At 68.5% G+C, this 15187-nt stretch carries 12 protein-coding genes and 1 riboswitch; of the genes, 3 read left to right on the top strand and 9 right to left on the bottom strand.

Going from position 1 to position 15187, the window contains the following annotated elements; genetic code table 11:
- Positions 1-28 precede the first annotated feature (28 nt).
- Positions 29-236: riboswitch (cobalamin riboswitch) on the top strand.
- 164 nt (positions 237-400) lie between these two features.
- Both Y590_RS04815 and Y590_RS04810 read left to right on the top strand, forming a co-directional pair.
- Entirely contained in the window at positions 401-2542 is a 2142-nt protein-coding gene (locus tag Y590_RS04815) for a TonB-dependent siderophore receptor (protein WP_502689511.1), read from the top strand.
- On the top strand, positions 2542-3729 hold the full coding sequence (locus Y590_RS04810; RefSeq protein ID WP_060768867.1) for an acetyltransferase domain-containing protein: 1188 nt from the start codon (positions 2542-2544) through the stop codon (positions 3727-3729). The genes Y590_RS04815 and Y590_RS04810 overlap by 1 nt, the downstream gene beginning before the upstream one ends.
- A gap of 15 nt (positions 3730-3744) precedes the next feature.
- On the opposite strand, the gene urtA is transcribed toward Y590_RS04810, so the two are convergent.
- From urtA to Y590_RS04765, 9 genes are all read right to left on the bottom strand, one after another.
- On the bottom strand, positions 3745-4986 hold the full coding sequence (gene urtA / locus Y590_RS04805) for an urea ABC transporter substrate-binding protein (RefSeq protein ID WP_060768866.1): 1242 nt from the start codon (positions 4984-4986) through the stop codon (positions 3745-3747).
- 189 nt (positions 4987-5175) lie between these two features.
- Entirely contained in the window at positions 5176-6060 is an 885-nt protein-coding gene (locus Y590_RS04800) for an urease accessory protein UreD (protein ID WP_060768865.1), read from the bottom strand.
- Positions 6060-6710, bottom strand: coding sequence for an urease accessory protein UreG (ureG, locus tag Y590_RS04795; RefSeq protein ID WP_060768864.1), 651 nt, complete (start codon positions 6708-6710; stop codon positions 6060-6062). The genes Y590_RS04800 and ureG overlap by 1 nt, the downstream gene beginning before the upstream one ends.
- Positions 6707-8419 (bottom strand): urease subunit alpha, encoded by a 1713-nt coding sequence (ureC, locus tag Y590_RS04790; protein WP_060768863.1) that lies wholly within the window; start codon positions 8417-8419, stop codon positions 6707-6709. Before ureC ends, ureG begins: the two co-directional genes overlap by 4 nt.
- Before the next feature lie 15 nt (positions 8420-8434).
- A complete protein-coding gene (locus Y590_RS04785; protein WP_060768862.1) occupies positions 8435-9130 on the bottom strand; it encodes an urease subunit beta in 696 nt (231 codons plus the stop codon).
- A gap of 13 nt (positions 9131-9143) precedes the next feature.
- Positions 9144-9824 (bottom strand): urease accessory protein UreF, encoded by a 681-nt coding sequence (locus Y590_RS04780; protein ID WP_060768861.1) that lies wholly within the window; start codon positions 9822-9824, stop codon positions 9144-9146.
- A gap of 4 nt (positions 9825-9828) precedes the next feature.
- Positions 9829-10293 carry an urease accessory protein UreE gene (gene ureE, locus Y590_RS04775; protein ID WP_060768860.1) on the bottom strand — a complete coding sequence of 155 codons (465 nt, stop codon included), beginning with the start codon at positions 10291-10293 and terminating at the stop codon, positions 9829-9831.
- 184 nt (positions 10294-10477) lie between these two features.
- Positions 10478-11509: a DUF2778 domain-containing protein gene (locus tag Y590_RS04770; RefSeq protein WP_060768859.1), complete on the bottom strand. Its 1032-nt coding sequence runs from the start codon at positions 11507-11509 to the stop codon at positions 10478-10480.
- Between the two features lie 294 nt (positions 11510-11803).
- Positions 11804-13771, bottom strand: a complete 1968-nt coding sequence (locus Y590_RS04765) for an oleate hydratase (RefSeq protein WP_060768858.1) — start codon at positions 13769-13771, stop codon at positions 11804-11806.
- A gap of 502 nt (positions 13772-14273) precedes the next feature.
- Here Y590_RS04765 and Y590_RS04760 point away from each other — a divergent pair.
- Positions 14274-14903 (top strand): DUF1269 domain-containing protein, encoded by a 630-nt coding sequence (locus tag Y590_RS04760; RefSeq protein WP_060768857.1) that lies wholly within the window; start codon positions 14274-14276, stop codon positions 14901-14903.
- The last annotated feature ends 284 nt before the right edge of the window (positions 14904-15187 follow it).

The raw sequence follows: 15187 nt of genomic DNA, 5'->3' as shown, positions 1-15187 counted from the left end.
GGCATGTTGACCCTGCGCCGCATCGCAGCGAAGTTGCTGCGGCCAAGGTTCCCCGGATGCATGTCCGAGGGCTAAGAGGGAATTCGGTAAGCCCGTCCGGGCGAGGCCGAAGCTGCCCCCGCAACTGTAAGCGGCGAGCCTCCGTCGTCGAAGGTCACTGGTGCCCTGCACCGGGAAGGCCGGAACGGGGGCGCTGACCCGTGAGCCAGGAGACCTGCCTTGGCGCGACGATGTCCCCCGGGCGGGGTGCTCCGGCGGCGTGCCTGATCGGCGAGAGCGTTCCCCTGCGCTCCCGGCGGGGCACCCGCTCGGGCCCCGCGTCCGAACAGCCAGAGCGCGCCTTGTGACAGTTCGGACGAGCCTGAACGCCATCGACGTCTCGATCCGGCGCCCGCCTTGGATGCTCGCCGCGCTGCTCTGCGCCGGCCTGCACGGCCCGGAGGCGCGGGCGCAGGAATCGGTCACCCTCGAGGAACTGGCGGTCGAGGGCGACGGCCGCGGCGTCGGCAATGGCGCATCGGACGGCCGGACCAGCGCCGTCGGCACGATCGGCCTGATCGGGCCGACGCCGGGCTACCGCGCCGACCGCGCGGTGAGCAGCACCAAGACCGACACGCCCCAGCGCGACGTGCCCCAGATCGTCACCGTGGCGCCGCGCGAGGTCATCACGGATCTCGCCGCCACCCGCGTCGATCGCGTCTTCAACTACACGCCGGGCGTGGCGCAGCAGAACAATTTCGGCGGCCTGTCGGTGTTCAGCTATGCCATCCGCGGCGTGACCACGTCCGAGATCTACAAGAACGGCTTTCCCTTGAACCGCGGCACGCCGCCCCCGCCCGACGCCCAGAACGTCGAGCGCGTCGAGGTGCTCAAAGGCCCCGGCGGCGGGCTGTTCGGGCGCAGCGATCCGGGCGGGCTCGTCAACATCATCACCAAGCAGCCGACCGCCGAGCGCTTCGTCGAGATGGGCGGGCTGTGGGACTCGTTCGGGCAGTTCCGCGGTACGGTCGATACCGGTGGCGCGCTCAACGAGGAGGGCACGCTCGCCTACCGCTTCAATCTCGCCGCCGGCCGCCAGGGCAGTTTTCGCGATTTCGTGGACAGCGACCGGCTGCTCGTGGCGCCCGTTCTGAGCTGGCAGATCACGCCGGACACGTGCATCACCGTCGAGACGGAGTTCCTGCGCAACCGCATCGTCTTCGACCGCGGCGTCATCGCCATCAACGGGCGGCTCGGGCTCTTGCCGATCTCGCGCTTCCTCGGCGAACCGGGCCAGAGCACCTATCAGACCAACAACACGATGCAGGTCCGCATCGATCACCGCTTCAACGCCGATTGGCAGATGCGGCTGGCCACCCACTTCAACACCGGCACGCTGGAGGGCGAATCCGCCGAGATCCGCGCCATCGCCGCCGACAACCGCACCGTCTCGCGCGATCGCAACGTGCGCGATTACCGCTGGGACACGGCGATCGGCCAAGCGGAGGTGGTCGGGCGCTTCGACACCGCCGGCATCGGTCACACGATGCTGCTGGGCTTCGAGCGCGAGAGCACCGATAGCCGTGTGCTCTATCTGCGTTCGAACTTCCGCACGAGCCCCTACGCGATCGACATCTACGATCCGCGCTACGGCCAGCCGCTGCCGCCGATCACCATCCCGCGCAACAACCTCGAGCGGATCACCAACACCGCCCTCTACGCGCAGGACCAGATCAGCCTCACCCCCGAATGGAAGGCGCTGCTCGGCGTGCGCTTCGACTTCTTCGAACAGTCGTTCCGCGAGCGTATCCCGCGGTCCCAGGTCGATCAGACCTACTTTGCCGCGACGCCCCGCGCCGGCCTCGTCTACCAACCGCTGCCCGAACTCTCCCTCTACGCCAATGTCGGCACGAGTTTCCGCCCCAATATCGGTCCCGATGCCGCCGCCGTCGCCGCCTCCGGGCCGTTCGCGCCGGAGACCGGCATCGGCTACGAGGTCGGAGCCAAGCTCGACCTCTACGGCGGCGCGCTGGCGCTGACCGGCACCGCCTTCCGGATCGACCGGCAGAACGTGCTGACGCCGGAGGCCAACGGCAGCGGCTTCTCCGTGGCGGTCGGCGGGGTGCGCAGCCAGGGCTTCGAGCTGACCGCCGCCGGCCAGATCACGCCGGAGATCAAGTTGCTGGCGGGCTACGTCTACGCAGAGGCCGTGGTCACCGAAGATCCGACCTTGCCGGCCGGCACGCCGCTCATCAACGTGCCGCGCCATTCCGGCAGCCTGCTCGCCGTCCACGAGGTGCAGGCCGGCCCGTGGAAGGGGCTCGGGCTCGGCGGCGGCGTGCGCGGCGTCGGCGAGCGGGCGGCGGATGCGGTCAACAGCTTCTCCCTGCCAGCCTACATCGCGGTCGATGCGCTCGCCTATTACCGCTACGAGAACTTCCGCTTCGGGCTGAACATCGAGAACGTGTTCGACACCGAGTATTACGAGAGCTCCCTCAACCGCTTCCGGGTCTATCCCGGTGCGCCCCGCCGCTTCACCGGAACGATGACGGTGCGGTTCTGATGAGGGCTCGCCAGGCGGCGGCCCCCGGCCCGGCTCCCATCGGGGCGGGGGGCGCGCCACGCACCCGCATCGGCGCCATCGATGCCCTGCGCGGGCTCGTGATGCTGCTGATGCTGGTCGATCACGTGCGGGAGTTCTTCTACCTGCACGCCCAGGTGAGCGACCCGGTGAACCTCGCGGCAACCCCACCCGGCCTGTTCCTGACGCGGGCCGCCTCGCATGTCTGCGCCCCGGTCTTCCTGCTGCTGACGGGGCTCTCGGCGAGCCTCTACGGGCAGAAGCACGCCAGCCGCGCCGCGGCCTCCGCCTTCCTCATCAAGCGCGGACTCTTCCTGGTCGCCCTCGAAGCGACCCTGGTCAACCTGGCCTGGACCCGTGCCCTCCTACCGCCGATCCTCTACCTGCAGGTGATCTGGGCGATCGGGCTCAGCATGATGGCGCTCGCCGCACTGCTCTGGCTGCCGCGTCCGGCGCTGATCGGCGTAGGCCTGGCGATCATGCTGGGGCACAACGCGCTCGACGGCCTCGTGCTCGCGCCCGATCAGCCGGGCTACGCCCTGTGGGCGGTGCTGCATCAGCGCGGCTTGATCCCGCTGCCCTGGGGCGCGGCGCGCACCTCCTATCCGGTGCTGCCCTGGATCGGCGTGATCGCCGCGGGCTACGCGCTGGGGCCGCTCTACGGCGCGGGCGTCGATCCGGGCACGCGCCGCCGACGCCTCGTCGCCCTCGGGTTCGCGAGCCTCGCCGCCTTCCTGATCCTGCGCGGCTTCAACGGCTACGGTGATCCGCATCCATGGCAGGCGGGTCAGGATTGGGGCGCGACCGCGCTGTCCTTCGTCAACCTCACCAAGTATCCGCCCTCGGCCGACTTCCTGCTCGCGACCCTCGGTCCCGGCCTGCTGCTGCTCGCGCTGTTCGAGCGCCTGCCGGAACGGCGTCTACGCTGGCTCACCGTCTTTGGCGGGGCGCCGCTGTTCTTCTACCTGCTGCACTTGTGGGTCCTGCGCCTGACCTACGACGGCCTCGCCGCCTTCGGCCTTGCGGGTCCCTCCGGCCGGGTCGAAGCCGACGCCCCGTTTCAGATCTGGCTGATCGCGGCGGTGTTCGCGCTGGCCCTCTACCCGGCCTGCCTCTGGATGGTCCGGCTGAAGCGGCGAAGCCGGTGGCGGGGTCTGAGCTACCTCTGACCCCGCCCGAGCCGCCTACTGATACCCTTTCGGGAACGGGTTCGGCTCGATCAACTCCGGGCTCTCGTAGACCACGTCGAACTGCCCGTCCGGCCGGGCGCGGGCGACGCGGGTCTTGGCCCAGAGGTGATGGTTCTCGTGGATCTTCACGACGCCTTCCGGTGCGTCCTTCAGCTCGAGGCCCGGTGAAGCGGCGATCACCTTGTCGACCTCGAAGGAACCGGCCTTCTCCACCGCCGCCTTCCACAGGAACGGGCTGAGATAGGCCGCCTGGGTCACGTCGCCGATGACGGTCTTGTCGCCCCAGCGCTTCTTGAAGGCGGCGACGAAAGCCTCGTTGGCCGGGTTCTTCAGCGACTGGAAGTACTTCATGCAGGAATAGGCGTCGGCGATGTTCTCGCCGCCGATGCCATCGACGTCGTCCTCGGTGACGGAGACCGTGACCAGCGTCTGCTTCTTGAGGTCGATGCCGGCGGCCTTGATCTGCTTGTAGAACGCCACGTTCGAGCCGCCGACGACGGTGGCGAAGATGACGTCCGGCTTCTTGAGCTTGATCTTGTTGATGACCGAGTTGAACTGCGTGTGCCCGAGCGGGAAGTATTCCTCGCCGACGATCGTGCCCTTGGTCACGTTGGTGATGTGCTTGGTAGCGATCTTGTTGGTGGTGCGCGGCCAGATATAGTCCGAGCCGACCATGAAGAAGGATTTGGCGCCCTTCTCCTTCGTCACCCAATCGAGGGCGGCGAGCGTCTGCTGGGTCGCCTCCTGGCCGGTGTAGATCACGTTCTTGGATTGCTCCAGGCCCTCGTAATAGGTCGGGTAGTACAGGAGGCCGTTATATTGCTCGAAGACCGGCAGCACCGCCTTGCGCGAGGCCGAGGTCACGCAGCCGAACACCGCCGCGCAATGGTCGTTGACGACGAGCTTGCGCGCCTTCTCGGCAAAGGTCGGCCAGTCGGAGGCGCCGTCCTCTTGGATCACCTTCACCGTGCGGCCGAGGATGCCGCCGCCCGCATTGATCTGTTCGATGGCGAGCCTCTCCCCTTGCGTCGCCCCGGTCTCGGACATCGCCATGGTGCCGCTGATCGAGTGCAGGATGCCGATGGTCACCTCCGTGTCGGTGACGGCGAGAGCGCCCGCGCCGGTCTGCGCAAGGGCACGTCCGGGCAGGGCACCCAGCAGCGGAGAGGCGGCAAGGCCGAGGAGAAGCCGGCGGCGGAGATGGAAGTGGGCGTCGTTTCGGTCACGCGAGCGCATGTCTCTTCGAAATCCTTCGAACATCATCCGGCCGATCGGTCCGAATGACGGCTGTGTGGCCGTCAAACGAGGCCGATGCCCCCTTGCGTATTTCGTCTCAGGAAAACGATACGTATCAAGGGGAATTGCTGGGCGGCCTGCTCATATTTCTCGCGATCTGCCGCCCGACTGGTCGTTTCGGGGCAATCTCTACTTCCGGCGACGGCCGGGTGCGCACCCGCTCAAGGCCTCGAACACGATCCGGAACACCGCATCCATGCCGGCGGACAGCGCACCGCCGTCCGGGGCGAGCAGGCGCAGGCCGAGCCCCGCGCCGCTGGGCAGCGGACTCACGCCGGTCAGGCAGCCGACGGCATCGGCCGCCTGCCTCAGGCGGAGGCCGGCCAGTCGCGCGTCGTCGGGCGCGCCGAGCACGACCATCGTGCCAAAGGCGCGGTGAGGCCCCATCGGTGAATCCGGCGCCGCGAACGCCGTCCCGTCGATGCGGCTGCGCTCCTGCACCAGGGGGCGTCCGTCCGGGGTGCGGATCGTCAGGCCGAGGTCGAGCCGGTCGAACGGACGGCTTTCACCCGCGGGGTCGTGACAGGCGACGCTCTCCGTGACGATGGCGCGGGCACCGGGCTCGGCGGTGATCTCGGTGGAGACGGCGAGATGCGCGCCCGGAAACAGGATGAGCGGATCGGGATTGAGCGCGAGGAAGGCATCCGCGGCGATGGTGAGCCGCGTCTCCTGGCGCGAGGGTTCGGGGCCGCCGCGATGCACGACCGTGCCGGCCTGGGTCGTGACATGCGCCCGTGCGCCGGCCCGCGCCGTGATCGCGAGGGTGAGGTGGTCGGCGGCGTAGAGGCCGCCCGAGGCCGATTGCAGGTAGAGCGTGGCGAGGTCGGGGCTCTCCGGATGCATCCGGAAGGCGCGGGTGATGTGGAACGGGTACGGCACGACCTGCCGCGACAGCACGGTGCTGCCCCCGCCGCGGGCGAAGACGAGGGACGCCTGCACCCGGCGCCCGACCGGAGCGGAGGGCGCCTGGGCCGGGGTGGGCGTCTCCGGACGGCCGTCCAGCGACAGGGCCATCAGGGCGCGAACAGCACGGCGCGGCAGATCGCGTCGGCGACCACCTCGACGCCTTCGCCGGAGCGGGCATTGGTGGCGGCCACCGGCTTTTCGCCCCGGACGCGTGCGGCCTCGGCCAGCATGCCGGGCAGATCGACGCCGACATGAGGCGCGAGATCGGTCTTGTTGATGACGAGGAGGTCGCAGCGCAGCACGCCGGGGCCGCGCTTTCGCGGGATGTCGTCGCCGCCCGCCACGTCGATCACGAAGATCCACCAATCGACCAGATCGAGGGAGAAGGTCGAGGCGAGGTTGTCGCCCCCCGATTCGAAAATCAGGAGCTGGAGCCCCGGAAACTTCGCCTCCAGATCGTCGCCGGCCGCGATGTTGAGGGTCGGGTCCTCTCGGATGACGGTGTGCGGGCAGGCCCCCGCCTCCACCGCTTCCACCCGCGCCGGGTCGATGAGGCCCAAGCGGCGCAGGCGCTCGGCGTCCTCCTTGGTGACGAGGTCGTTGGTGACGACCGCGAGATCGACCCCGCGGGCCTGGAGCGCCGGGATCAGCCGTTCGATCAGCGCGGTCTTGCCGGAGCCCACCGGGCCGCCGATGCCGATGCGGGCGGCCGCGACGCTCTCAGGGAGGGCAGGGGAGGGGAGAGCGGACGCACTCATCGCAGCATGTACCGTTGAGCGAGCGGCAGGACGGTCGCGGGCTCGCAGGTGGCGAGCTGCCCGTCCACGAAGACCTCGAAGGTCTGCGGATCGACCCGGATGTCCGGGCAGGCGTCGTTCCAGAGCATGTCGGCTTTGGTGAGCCGGCGGGTGCCGCGGGCCGGCAGCAGGCTCTTTCGCAGACCCAGATTCTCGCGAAGCCCGCCCTCAATCGCCAGCGGATGGACGAAGCAGGCCGACAGCCCCTGCTTGGCGAGCCCGAAGGCCCCCCATTGCGGGCGCATCAGCATCGGCTCGCAGGTCATCAGCGAGGCCGCGGAATCGCCCATGGCGCCCCAGGCGATGAAGCCGCCCTTGATCACGAGCTCGGGCTTGATGCCGAAGAAGGCCGGGCGCCAGATCACGATGTCGGCCATCTTGCCGGGCTCCAGCGAGCCGATGTGCTCTTGGATGCCGAAGGTGCGCGCGGCGTTGATAGTGTATTTGGCGATGTAGCGCTTGATCCGGGCGTTGTCGCCCAAGCCCGGCCGCTCCTCGGGCAGCGCGCCGCGCTGGTCCTTCATCTTGGAGGCGAGCTGCCATGTCCGGCAGATCACCTCGTGGATGCGGCCCATACCCTGGCTGTCGGAGCCGAGCATCGAGATCGCGCCGATATCGTGCAGCACGTCCTCGGCCGCGATGGTCTGCGCGCGGATGCGGCTCTCTGCGAAGGCCACGTCCTCAGGCAAAGCCGGGTTGAGGTGGTGGCACACCATCGTCATGTCGAGGTGCTCGTCGAACGTGTTGACCGTGTAGGGGTTGGTCGGGTTCGTCGAGGAAGGCAGGCAGTGGGGCAGCCCCGCCACGCGGATGATGTCCGGCGCGTGCCCGCCGCCGGCGCCTTCCGTGTGGTACATGTGGATCGTGCGCCCGCCGATCGCCGCCAGCGTGTCCTCCACGAAGCCGGATTCGTTCAGCGTGTCGGTGTGGAGTTGGACCTGGAAGTCGTATTCGTCGGCAAAGCCGAGGCAGGCATCGATCGCCGCCGGCATCGCCCCCCAATCCTCGTGGATCTTGAGGCCAAGGACGCCGGTCTCAAGCTGTTCCTTCAAGGCCGCCGGCTTGTGGGTGTTGCCCCTTCCCAAAAAGCCGAAATTGACGGGCCAGGCTTCCGCCGCCTGGAGCATTTTTCCCGTGTTGAACGGCCCGCCGGAATCGATGCCGACGGTGATCGGCCCGAGCGAGCCGCCGAGCAGCGTCGTGATCCCTGAGGCGATGGCGTGGTCGGGCAGGCCGGCGGAATCGAAGTGCACGTGCACGTCGATGGCGCCCGGCGTCGCGATCAGCCCCTCGCAGTCGCGCACGGTGGTGCCGGCCGAGACGATCAGGCGTGGATCGACGCCGTCCATGATCGCCGGGTTGCCGGCCTTGCCGAGGCCGACGATGCGCCCGTCCTTGATGCCGAGATCGCCCTTCACGATGCCGAGCACGGGATCGATCACGAGCACGTTGCAGAGCAGGAAGTCGAGCGCGCCTTCAGCCGCCGTGACACCCGGCGCCATGCCGATGCCGTCGCGCAGCGTCTTGCCGCCGCCGTGCAGGCACTCGTCGCCGTAGACCGCGTGATCGTGCTCGACCACCGCGATGAGCGAGGTGTCGGCGAGCCGCACGCCGTCGCCGGTGGTGGGGCCGTAGAGGGCGGCGTAGTCGCGCCGGGGAATCGTGACCATTTTTCCGCGTCTCCCTCAGGCGCCCTTGAAGCCGCGGGCCTTGGCGCGCGCCAGCGCGTCGGCGCGGGCCGCGTCGGTGTCGAGCTTGCCTTGCGTCAGGTTGTTGAGGCCGGTGAGTTCGCGCTCGCCGCCGAACCCCACCAGCGTCACGCTCTTGCGCTGGCCCGGCTCGAACCGGACCGCCGTGCCCGCCGGGATGTCGAGGCGAAAGCCCAGCGCCTTGGCCCGGTCGAAGTCGAGCGCCCGGTTGACCTCGAAGAAGTGGTAGTGCGAGCCGATCTGCACCGGCCGGTCGCCGGTGTTGACGACCTCGATCGTGACCCGCGGGCGCCCGGCGGCAAGCTCGATCTCGCCCTCTGCCGGCAGGATCGCGCCGGGTTCCAGCGTGTCGGCTTCCGCCCCTTCCGCGGGTCGGATCGGCTCGTGCACGGTGACGAGCTTGGTGCCGTCGGGGAAGACGCATTCGACCTGCAGGATCGGCATCATCGAGGCCACGCCCGGCATCACGTCGCCGGTGGTCAGGATGGTCGAGCCCCAGCCGATCAGGTCGGCGACGGTGCGCCCGTCGCGGGCGCCCTCCAGGATCTCGTCGGTGATGATCGCCACCGCTTCCGGGTAGTTCAGCTTGAGCCCCCGCGCCCGCCGCTTGCGGGCGAGTTCGGCGGCGGTGAAGATCGTGAGCCGTTCCATCTCGGTCGGCGTCAGCAGCATCGGCGCGGCTCCTTCAATTCGCGAACAGGCGCAACTCGGCCTGGGCCTGGCGCATGGCGGCGATCTCGATCAGCGGGGTGAAGCCGGTGAGTTCGAAGGCGCCCGCCGGCTCGGGCACGGGCGGCTCCAGCAGTTCGGCGATCAGCGGCAGCGCGCCCCCCAACACCCGCTGCGCCTCGATCGCCCCAATGGCGCCGAGCCGCACTGCGGCCGAGGTCAGGCCGCTGGCGAAGAGGTATCCGGAAACGGACGCGGCATTGCGCTCGTCGAGGCCGAGCGCGGGCCACAATGCACCCTGCACGGTGGGAAGGTGTCCGAGCAGCCGGCCCGCGCGCACGGCCGCGCGCAGTTCGGTGGCGCCCGGCGTGCCGAGGCGGGCGTGCGAGGCCAGCAGCGAGGCGCCGTTGCGGCGGCTGCCGACCCGCATCGGCTCGGCAAGTGAGGCCGCCTCGACCGCCGCGTCGATGGCAGCGAGGCGTTCGATCGCCCCGCCGGCGCGGTGGGCCAGGATCAGGGCGACCCGGTCCGTCTCGGCCCAGCGGAATCGCAGGGCCGCCGTGACGGTGCGGGCGAGCGCCGCCTCGTCGAAGGCCGGGTTCTCGGCCACCAAGCCTTCGAGGCCGTTCGAGAAGGCGAAGCTGCCGCTCGGGAAGGCCGTGTCGGCCTGCTGGAGCGCGGTGAGGGCGGCAAGCAACGCCTCAGGCCTCCTCAACCGCCGCGTCGATGGAGTGGGCGACGCGCCCCTCCTCGACCAGGGCGCCGAGACGGACGAGGTAATCCTCGGCCGGCCCTTCCAGCGCGACGAGGAGCGTCGCGCCATCGAAGCGGACCCTCCAGTGAAGGTTGCCGGCATGGTAGCCGAGTTCGAGCGCATCGGCGGTGGAACGCGGCACGAGCCGCAGCCAGCTCTCGGCGCCGACGCGGGCGACGAGAGCGTGACCATCTTCGAGGACGAGCACGGCGCCGTCGAACAGGGCCTGATCCCGCGGCAGGGCGAGCGCGATCTCCTCGCCGGCCACCGTCGTCGCCCGCAGGCGGCGCCGGGCCACGTCGGCGCTCGGCACCCGCAGGATGTCCACCGCGCCGTGATGTTCGAGGTGATGCAGGCGCTCCGCGAGACCAGCCTCCGACCGGCTGCCCAGAACGCGTTGGATCACACGCATACGCCACGACTCCGATACACACGCCGCCCCCGCCCGGTGCGGGGGCGGAGCTGTCCCCGGGGTGCCGAAACCACGGGGCGGGTCCCGGCAACGCCCGAGATCCTAAGCGAAGATCGAGTCAGAATCGAGCGTATTGAGAATTAAGTTTTCTCAGAAAGAAAGCGGCGAGCGGTGTGGCGCGTGCTCAGCGCGATGCAACCAAAGGGTTCGCGTCACGGCCGCGACCCGGAACGACCACCACGCGGCGGATCTCGCCGCGCAGATAGGCCTGCAGGAACCGGTCGTAATCCTTGAACGAGATGCAGCCGTTCGAGGCGCCGTTGGGCCCGAGCAGGTAGGTGTGGGTGAGCAGGCCGACGCGGCCGTGGATCGCCTCGCTGCCGCCGATGGGCGTGAGGCGCAGGGCTCGTACGCCGTGGAACGGGGCCTCACGCTCGGTCAGATCGTAGGTGCCCGGCGGGGTGGCGCCGCGCATCTTGAGATGGACGTAGCGCGGATCGTCCATGCTCTCGCCGAGGCCGGAATGTGCTTCCAGCCGTTCGCCGCTCGGCAGAACCACGCTCTGGGCGCTGATGTCGTAGACCGCGATGCCGCCTTCGCCGACGGGCGGCGCGGCGGGCAGGGGTGTGGTCAGGACCCGGCGGGCGGCCGACTCGGCAGCGCCGTTTTCCAGGGCCGCATAGGCGAGGGCTGGGGCCGGCGTGGCAGGCTTTTCGACGCCGAGCAACTTCTCGAAGAAGGTGCGGGTGTCCTCGGCCTGGGCCGGCGCCACCGCAACCGTGGACCGGCGCGCGACCATCCGCTCGGCCCGGCGCAGGGCGTCCGCCGCCCCGAGGCGCGTCAGCTCGGCCGGGCGGCGCACCGGCAACGGCACGACCTGCGCGAGGGCCGTCGCCGGCGGCGCATCCGGAAGCCAGAACAGGGAAGCCGTTCCGAAGCGCGCCTCGGCGGGGGCGGGCAACGCCCGGGGCATCCACTCGGTCAAGGATTCGGCCAAAGCTTCGGCCGGCGGCTCCGCGGCGTCCGGCGCCTTCTCCGCGATTTCGGCCACCGTCTCTTCGGGGGCATCCGGTACCGGGTCGGCCGCAACGGGAACCGCCACCGTTTGAAGCGGTGGCAGATCGATCCGTCCAAACGGCGCGGAGGAGGCCAGGATCAGTGCCGCGCTCAGATAGGCGGTCGAGGGGAGAGCCCACGAGAGGAGAGGATGTGCCATGCGCCGCCCGAATTCCCGTCCGGGGGCGGCCTCCGCCCCGGTCCTGAACCGTCCCGCCGACGCACGCGCCCTGCGACGCGCATCCCCCGGCCGGTCAATGTCTCGTTAACCAAGTGCGTCGTCGCACTCGGCGATTCTGGGGCGAGATCATGGTCGGGCGGGGGTAAAACCGGAGCGGACTTTGGGCCGGATGATTGCGGGACAGGCGAAGGGATGATGCCGAGGGACGGTCCGGTAGCGCGGGACCGCTCCCGAGGTTGATGCGGCGCCGAACTGCGAACCCCGGCGCGGCCATCATTTCTGCGATTTGAGATAGCCGCGAATGTGTTCCAGAGACTCGCCGATCGCGCTCAAGGCGTGGCGACGCCGCCCCAGCAGATGTCGCAGTTCCAACTGGGCCGCTTCGCGGCTCGGGCCTTCCAAGGCCGGCAGGGGCGGAAGAATATGGGCGTAATAGGTCTTGCCCAGCAATCGATGCAGCAGACGTTCGCCGGGGAAGGGTAGATTGTTGTTCAGGGCGCGCGCCGCTTTGAGAAGGTTTCGGATATCGTACTGTACAGGGCTGATGTCGGGCACCAGCTTGTGCAGGCCGAGCAGCGTATAGACGGCTACGCGTGCGGTGCGGATCGAGCTGTCCATCGTGAAGATGATGTCGTTCGAGGTTTCGACGAACTGGCCCATCAGGCCCAGATTCGTGCAGCCCTTCGGCACGACATGCGGCCGGTCGCCCGCCGCACGGGGCATGAACATCGCCGTGATGTAGGGCATCAGCGCCAACCGCACCTTGGTGTTGGCCGCGACGGCTTCGCATTGGTCGGCAATGCCGAGATGATAGCAAAGTTCGCTCAAGATCTCCCGGCCGGTACAGGCGGGCATCGGCTTCCTGACGTGGTTCCCGTCCTTATCCATCAGGAGCGCATAGGCCCAGAGCACCAACACGTCCTTGGGCTGTTCCGGGAAGTGCGGCTGACGGTTGCAGGTCACGCTCAGCACCCAGTTCGAATCCGTGAAGGTGATGATGCCACCCGTCACCGTCTTGCCGGAATAGGGATCGTTGACCGCCAGCTCCTTCAGGCGCTCGACGAGGGGCGAGGGTTTGCAGGTCAGCGTCACCGATTCCCACATCGACTTGTCGATGTCGCCGTAGAACTTCACGGGATTGCCGAAGACCGGTGATTTCTCAGCCAGATTCTTCCACAGCGCCCAGTCGCTCTCCTGGCCCGGATCGTGTCGGCCGCGTTCGAGGATCGGCGCCTGGTCCATGTCGCCATAGGCCGTGCCCTCGGTCATCGAGCCCGTCAGAGCAAAGACCACGTCCCGGTTCTCAACGGGAATGACCTCTTCCTTGCCCTTCGTTTTGACGTGGATACCCGTGACGGTGCGGGCATCGCCATCGACGCTCATGGCGAGATCATACGCCCGCACGCCGAACCGCACGGTCACGCCGCGCGCCATGAGGTGGTTGACCAGCGGCCGGACGAAGCTGTCGTATTGGTTGTACTTCGGAAAGACGAGCGCCGACATATCCGCCAGCCCGTCGATCGCATCGAGGAAGCGGTGCATGTAGAGCTTCATCTCGAGCAGGCTCTGCCAGTTCTCGAAGGCGAACATCGATCGCCAGAAGAACCAGAATTTGGTCTCCAGGAATTCCGGGCTGAAATATTGCTCGATCGTGATGTCGTCGAGATCCTCCTTGCGCTTGAGCAGCAGGCGGATCAATTCCCATTGCTGGGATTTCGTGAGGCCGAAATTCGAGAAATCCCGGATCTGCCCCTGCTCATGCATGAGGCGGGCTTTGGAGTAATTGGGGTCATGATCATTGACGAGCCGGTACTCGTCGAGGACGCTGTAGCCTTCCGGGAGTTCGAGCGCCTGAACATCCTGGAACATGTCCCAGAGGTTGTCGTAGTTCCAGTTCATCTCGCGACCGCCGCGGATGATGTACCCGTCCTCCGGGTTGCCGGCGCCGTCGAGCGAGCCGCCTTCGATGGTCAACGCGTCGAGGATCGTGATGTCCTGGCCGTTCATGCCGCCGTCGCGGATCATGTAGAATGCGGCGGCCAGCCCGGCGATGCCGCCGCCGATGATCCAGGCCTTGCGCCCCTCCACCCGCGGCCCCGGCACCGGGCGGTTGCGCATGTAGGCGCCCATCATGTCGGGGGGCGGGAGCGTATTGGCAGGGCGATTGTGCCAATAGGCAGCCGATGCATCGGGTTCGACGACGAAATCGTGACCTTCCTTGCCTGGAATGGCTCCGGCCATTGCGCGTCTCCCGAGAGGACGGCCGGCGTCAGAGGGCCGGCGTGACGGATAAGAGGGCCTCACGAAACGCGCGATCACCGATCGTCGCCCCTCCGGGCACGGCGGCGCAGCGGGCGTTTCGTGAGAGACCGTCAGGCGGGTGATCGGCTCGTGATCGCCGGCGTAGGGCCTGCTGCAAAAGCGGTTTTGAGCCTCGAAAGTCGGCCTGTTTGGCCATGAGTCCGGTGCGTTGGCATTGATGTGTCGCAATCGGGCCGTCCATCCCCTGTGTTAGCGCTGAATTGGCCCTGAGCGATGGTTTCCTGAGGGGATTGCGCAGCAAGGATCCCGGCGAAGGCTGTGCCGAGAGAGGAGCTGCAAAGCTTTCTCTCATGCGACAAGTCTGGATCTCCTCCTTCGCTGCCGCGGCGTCGATGCGCTGCAGGATTGTTCAGGCGACGGGACGGTCCGGGTCGGCTGCCCTCGGGAATCCCCGCCGGACGTATTCATTGAGGAGGATTGGATGGCAGAACTCGTGGTGATCGGCTTCGAGGATCCGCAGGAGGCGGACCGCGCCCTGAACGAATTGGCCCGCTTGCAGACGGAGTATCTGATCGATCTCGAAGATGCGGTCGTCGCCGTCCGGAGCCCCGACGGCAAGCTGCGGCTCAAGCAAAGCGTCGATCTGGTCGGCGCCGGAGCAGCCTCCGGCGGTATCTGGGGCGCGATGTGGGGCTCGCTGGTCGGCCTCCTCTTCCTCAACCCGTTGCTCGGCCTCGCGACGGGGGCTGCTCTCGGATTGGGCGCAGGCGCCCTCTCGGGCAAGCTTGCGGATTACGGCATCAACGATGACTTCATCCGCTCCGTCGCCGAGGCGGTGCAGCCGAACACCTCGGCGCTGTTCATCCTCGTGCGCAAGGCACAGCCGGAAAAGGTGCTCGCGGAGATGTCACGGTTCCGAGGGCGCGTCATCCGCTCCTCGCTCTCGCCGGAGCAGGAGAGCCGCCTGCAGGCCGCCCTGTCGGAGCCTGACGTGTCGATGCCCGGAAGCGGCGCGTCGGCAGAATCGTCCGCGGGCAGCACGGGCGCCCCGGCCCCGGGTGGCGGCGCGCCACCTCCCGGAGGCTCCGGCACCGCCGACCGCTCCTCTTGAGCGCGGCGCTCGCGCAACCGGCCGTGGCCGCCGGCAACCGCGCCGCTGATCCTGCAGGCCGATGGCGGCTGCCGGCCCTTCGCGGGCGGGCATTCGGCGGGCCCTGTCTCGAAGGCGCGTAGGCCGTCGCATCCGGCCGTCGGCAGCGGCCCGGCCGGGATGGGCGTGAAGGCGGTTTCTCATGCGGCCGTCAGGTGAGGCGCCGCCTTCCGGTGGAAACGGGGCCCGGCCTCACTTTCGCCTCCGCCGGACCTCCATGGTGGAACACTGTGTCGAGCCCAAGC

Source organism: Methylobacterium sp. AMS5, from assembly GCF_001542815.1.
Classification (GTDB): Bacteria; Pseudomonadota; Alphaproteobacteria; order Rhizobiales; family Beijerinckiaceae; genus Methylobacterium.
Note: the sequence above shows the minus strand (reverse complement) of the source record. Positions and strands in the feature narration are given on the sequence as shown.

Coding starts and splice junctions, on each gene's coding strand:
- Y590_RS04760 (WP_060768857.1), top strand. CDS start 14,274: ATGGCAGAACTCGTGGTGATCGGCTTCGAGGATCCGCAGGAGGCGGAC.
- Y590_RS04785 (WP_060768862.1), bottom strand. CDS start 9,130: ATGCTGCTGACGCCGACCGAGATGGAACGGCTCACGATCTTCACCGCC.
- Y590_RS04815 (WP_502689511.1), top strand. CDS start 401: ATGCTCGCCGCGCTGCTCTGCGCCGGCCTGCACGGCCCGGAGGCGCGG.
- urtA (WP_060768866.1), bottom strand. CDS start 4,986: ATGCGCTCGCGTGACCGAAACGACGCCCACTTCCATCTCCGCCGCCGG.
- ureC (WP_060768863.1), bottom strand. CDS start 8,419: ATGGTCACGATTCCCCGGCGCGACTACGCCGCCCTCTACGGCCCCACC.
- ureE (WP_060768860.1), bottom strand. CDS start 10,293: ATGCGTGTGATCCAACGCGTTCTGGGCAGCCGGTCGGAGGCTGGTCTC.
- Y590_RS04810 (WP_060768867.1), top strand. CDS start 2,542: ATGAGGGCTCGCCAGGCGGCGGCCCCCGGCCCGGCTCCCATCGGGGCG.
- Y590_RS04770 (WP_060768859.1), bottom strand. CDS start 11,509: ATGGCACATCCTCTCCTCTCGTGGGCTCTCCCCTCGACCGCCTATCTG.
- Y590_RS04800 (WP_060768865.1), bottom strand. CDS start 6,060: ATGGCCCTGTCGCTGGACGGCCGTCCGGAGACGCCCACCCCGGCCCAG.
- Y590_RS04765 (WP_060768858.1), bottom strand. CDS start 13,771: ATGGCCGGAGCCATTCCAGGCAAGGAAGGTCACGATTTCGTCGTCGAA.
- ureG (WP_060768864.1), bottom strand. CDS start 6,710: ATGAGTGCGTCCGCTCTCCCCTCCCCTGCCCTCCCTGAGAGCGTCGCG.